Source organism: Pseudomonas sp. MPR-R2A5, assembly GCF_058793055.1.
Genome location: NZ_JBXAFK010000103.1, coordinates 1 through 4,527, shown reverse-complemented (window position 1 = coordinate 4,527; position 4,527 = coordinate 1). Strand labels below are relative to the sequence as shown.

Here is a 4,527-nt window from a genome sequence, read left to right as displayed (position 1 = left end):
AAAACTCACAGGCGCCGCGTTGATTCAGGAAACACGCGTTATCGTTGAGGTTTTTCGCGAGCAAGCTCGCTCCTACAGAAGGCGAGGTACGCTTAACTGGGAGACCAGTTTGCCGGGCGACAGCGCTACAGCAGACCGCCGCCGTCGATATCGATCACGGCACCGGTCATAAAGCCATTCTCCATGGCCAGCACATACCCGGCCGCCACCTCCTCCGCTTGCCCCACGCGCCCTACCGGCAACGCGCCGCCCGCCTTGGCAAACATCGCCAGCCGTTGTTCTTCAGCCAGCCCGGCATACGCCGGTGTGTCGATCACGCCTGGGCTGATCACATTGACCCGACGCGGTGCCAGCTCCTTGGCCAGTTGCTTGCCCAATGCTTCAGTGGCGGCGTTGATGCCGGTCTTGATGAACTGCCCCGGCGCCAATTTTCTCCCCAACTGGCCAGAGGTCAGGCTGATGCTGCCGCGCTCATGCATAAAAGGCAGGGCCAACTGGATGGCGCGCAGTGAACCCCAGAGCTTCACGTTGAAATTGTCCTGGGCTTCGTCCAGGTCCGTTTCGACCAGGGGTTTGGCCCGTACCGAAGGGCCCGAGGTATAGACCAGGTGGTCAAAGCGCCCCACGCGTTCGAACAATTGCTGGAGGGAGTCGGCGTCGGTCACGTCCACCGGTTCGCTGCGCACGCCGTTATCGACGCCGGAGGACAGGCGTCGGCCGGCCAACACCACCTGCGCACCACGTGCGGTCGCCGCCTTGGCCACGGCGGCACCGATACCGCTGCTGCCGCCGATCACGATCACGGTTTGACCGCTGAGGGAGGATGTCATGGGGAAATGTCCTGGGTTAGAAAGTGAGCGTTCATCTTCCCAGCTTGGCAATCGACGAAAAATCCCGGTAAAACGACAGGATCTTTAAAGGATTTTTATAAATGAGCTCGATTCTCGACCTGGAAGTCTTTGTTCGCACCGCCGACACCGGCAGCCTGTCTGCCGCCGCGCGCAGCCTGGGGCTGAGCCCGGCCGCCGCCAGCATCGCCCTCAAGCGCCTGGAAACCCGCCTGGGCAGTCGCCTGCTGGCCCGCTCCACACGCAGCATGCGCCTGACCGAAGAGGGTCGGCGTTACCTCGACAGCGTGCGCGAGGCGCTGGCGACGCTGGCCGAGGGTGAGCAAGCGCTCAGGCAGCAAAGCCACGGCTTGACCGGGTTGTTGCAGTTGGCGGCGCCGTCGGATTTCGGGCGCAACGTGGTACTGGGCTGGCTGGATGCGTTCAAGCTCGAGCACCCCAACATCCGTTTGCAATTGATGCTCAACGACAGCAATGCCGACCTGTTCCGCGAAACCGTCGACATCGCCCTGCGTTTCGGTGTCCCCCGGAACTCCAGCCTGGTGGCGCTGCCGGTGGTGCACGATCATCGACGCATCCCCTGCGCCAGTCCCGACTACCTGGCGCGCCATGGCACGCCGCGCACCCCGACGGAGCTGGCGCAACACAACACGCTGCGCTACATGCGCCAGGGGCGCGCCAACAACACCTGGTACTTTCGCCAAGGCGCCGTGCTCCAGGAAGTCGAGGTGACGGGCGATTACCTGAGCGATGACGGTGAAATCGTGCGGCGCTGGGCATTGGCCGGCCATGGCATCGCCTATAAGGCCAACCTGGATATCGCCCGCGACCTCAAGGCCGGACGCCTGGTGCAACTGCTGCCGGACTGGCAGGGCGAACCGACGCCGTTCAACCTGATGTGCCCCCACCGCCTGCAAGTGTCGGAGCGGGTGAAGGTGTTGCACCGTTTTTTACAGGTGCGCTGCCAGGCCTTGCTGAACGAATGAAGAAACGCGCGCAGGGCTTGTTCCAGAGCCTGCGAGTCTGGTATTGCATAACGTACATTTGCGCGTTTCGAGGAGTTTTCCATGATTTACCGCACACTGGGCCAGTCCGGCTTGAAGGTCAGCGCGCTGACCCTGGGCACCATGATGTTTGGCGAACAGACCAGCACCGAGGACTCGCTGCGCATCATCGACAAGGCCTGGGACCAGGGCATCAACTTTATCGACACGGCCGACGTCTACACCGGCGGGCGCTCCGAAGAAATCGTCGGTGAGGCCATCGTGCGTCATCGCGAGGACTGGGTGGTGGCCTCGAAAGTCGGCATCGGCCCCGTCGACGGCGTGCCCAACCGCAGCGGTTTGAACCGCAAGCGGATTTTCAACGCGCTGGAAGCCAGCCTGAGGCGCCTGGACACGGATTACCTGGACATCTACTACCTGCACCGTGAAGACCACGGCACGCCGCTGGAGGTGACCGTGTCGGCGATCGGCGACCTGATTCGCCAAGGCAAGATCCGCTATTGGGGCCTGTCCAACTACCGCGGCTGGCGCATTGCCGAGGTGATCCGCGTGGCCGAGCGCCTGGGTGTCGACAAGCCGATCATCAGCCAACCGCTGTACAACATCGTCAATCGCCAGGCCGAGGTCGAACAGCTCACCGCCGCCGCCGCGTACGGCCTGGGCGTGGTGCCTTACAGCCCATTGGCCCGGGGCGTGCTCAGCGGCAAGTATGCGCCCGACGTCACCCCTGAACCGGGCAGCCGCGCCGCGCGCCAGGACAAACGCATCCTGGAAACCGAATGGCGCGTAGAGTCACTGCGTATTGCCCAGCAGATCCAGCACTACACCCAAGGGCGCAGTGTGGGGATGGTCGAATTTGCGATTGCCTGGGTGCTGAACAACTCGGCAGTGAGTTCGGCGATCGTCGGGCCTCGTACCGAAGCCCAGTGGGACGCCTACACCGGAGCGCTGGATGTGCACATCAGCGCTGAGGATGAAGCGTTCATTGACTCACTGGTGACACCGGGGCATTCGTCGACGCCGGGGTTCAATGACGTGGGCCACTTCGTCTCCGGGCGAATCGCGCGACCTTGAGCCGGCGGCCATCGGTTGGACCGCTGGCTCAGTCCAGCGGCACATCCAGGCTGACCTTGACCCGGTCCATCACCACGATGCTGCGGAACCACTTGATATTGCGGTTCTCGTAGAACAACTGCCGGGCCAGGGTCTCGTATGCCTTCATGGTCTCCACCACGATCACCAGCATGAAATCCGCATCGCCAGTGACGTAATAGCACTGCTGCACCTGGGGAATCGACATCTGCGCCTTGAGTACATCAAGGTCTTCGATGTGCGTGCGTTCGGCGTGCACCTCCACCAGGATCGTGATCGGCTTGCCCAGCGCCTCCTGGTTGACCACCGCCGTATTAGCCGTGATCACCCCGCTCTGCTGCATGCGTTTGATTCGCCGCTGCACGGCAGCCGTCGACAAGTTGACCTGCTCGCCAATCACCCGCAGGGCGGTGGTGTTGTCATGTTGCAGGTGCTTGAGAATCGCCACATCGAATGCGTCGAGGGGTGGCTGCGGGGGGATGGACATCCGTACGAACCCTGGGTGTGAGAAAATTTCCCATAAGATGCCCCAAAACAGAGCAAACGTCTCAGCTCAAAAGCAATATATTCCCAGCCTGAAATCCCCCCTCTTTTTTAGCTATCGGTTTTCGCGAGGACAGCGTGTCTAAAGGTGTTGTGTTATCGGTATCGGCCTCGGTGTTATTTGCCGTGATGTATTACTTCACGTCATTGCTCACGCCATTGAGCGGCCTGGAGATTTTTGGCTGGCGCATGTTGCTGACCGTGCCGTGCATGACGGTGTTCATGCTGGTCACTGGCGAATGGCGACGGGTGTGGGAACTGTTGCGCAGGTTGGCGGCCCAGCCACGGCTGATTGCCGGGGTGGTGGTGTCCTCGGCTTTGCTCGGGGTGCAACTGTGGCTGTTTATGTGGGCGCCGCTCAACGGGCGCAGCCTGGACGTGTCGGTGGGGTACTTCCTGCTGCCGCTGACCATGGTGCTGACCGGGCGCCTGGTGTATGGCGAACGCCTTTCGCGCCTGCAACAGATTGCCGTGGTCTTCGCCGCCCTGGGGGTGCTGAACGAGTTGTATCAGGCGGGCGGTTTTTCCTGGGCCACGCTGGTGGTGATCATCGGCTACCCGGTGTATTTCGTGGTGCGCAAATACCTGGCAACCGACCACTTGGGCGGGTTGTGGCTGGACATGGCGTTGATGCTGCCGGTGGCCTGGTGGTTCGTGCAAAGCGGCGAACAAGGCTTCGCGGTGCTGGATGCCTATCCGAAGCTGTACGCACTGATCCCGATGCTGGGCTTGATCAGCGCTTCGGCGCTGGTGAGCTATATCATTGCCAGCCGCTTGCTGGCGTTCAGCCTGTTCGGCCTGCTCAGCTATGTGGAGCCGGTGTTGCTGCTCGGCGTGGCGTTGCTGCTGGGTGAAGGGATCAAGGCCGGGCAATGGCTGACGTACATTCCGATCTGGCTGGCGGTGATGGTGCTGGTATATGAAGGCTTCAAGCACCTGGTGCGCCAGCGAAAAGCCTGACACCCAGGCAAAAAAATCTATGGTCCCCCCCATTTTTGCAATACTGATTAACGGGCGATGTGGTTGGCTTGCTTAAATCT

Annotated in this window: 5 protein-coding genes; 3 read left to right on the top strand and 2 right to left on the bottom strand. The window is 61.6% G+C overall.

Translation table 11 applies throughout. The features are described 5' to 3' along the window. Positions 1 to 125: 125 nt before the first annotated feature. Complete coding sequence (locus AC1Q6I_RS34645) at positions 126 to 830, bottom strand: SDR family oxidoreductase (RefSeq protein ID WP_102623392.1); 705 nt, start codon at positions 828 to 830, stop codon at positions 126 to 128. 101 nt (positions 831 to 931) lie between these two features. Between AC1Q6I_RS34645 and AC1Q6I_RS34640 the strand changes: the two genes are divergently transcribed. Both AC1Q6I_RS34640 and AC1Q6I_RS34635 read left to right on the top strand, forming a co-directional pair. Next, positions 932 to 1,834, top strand: a complete 903-nt coding sequence (locus AC1Q6I_RS34640; RefSeq protein ID WP_102623393.1) for a LysR family transcriptional regulator — start codon at positions 932 to 934, stop codon at positions 1,832 to 1,834. A gap of 81 nt (positions 1,835 to 1,915) precedes the next feature. Further along, entirely contained in the window at positions 1,916 to 2,926 is a 1,011-nt protein-coding gene (locus AC1Q6I_RS34635) for an aldo/keto reductase (protein ID WP_102623394.1), read from the top strand. Positions 2,927 to 2,954: 28 nt separating this feature from the next. On the opposite strand, the gene AC1Q6I_RS34630 is transcribed toward AC1Q6I_RS34635, so the two are convergent. Beyond that, positions 2,955 to 3,431: an Lrp/AsnC family transcriptional regulator gene (locus tag AC1Q6I_RS34630; RefSeq protein WP_024075362.1), complete on the bottom strand. Its 477-nt coding sequence runs from the start codon at positions 3,429 to 3,431 to the stop codon at positions 2,955 to 2,957. A gap of 134 nt (positions 3,432 to 3,565) precedes the next feature. Between AC1Q6I_RS34630 and rarD the strand changes: the two genes are divergently transcribed. Beyond that, entirely contained in the window at positions 3,566 to 4,447 is an 882-nt protein-coding gene (rarD, locus tag AC1Q6I_RS34625; protein WP_102623395.1) for an EamA family transporter RarD, read from the top strand. The last annotated feature ends 80 nt before the right edge of the window (positions 4,448 to 4,527 follow it).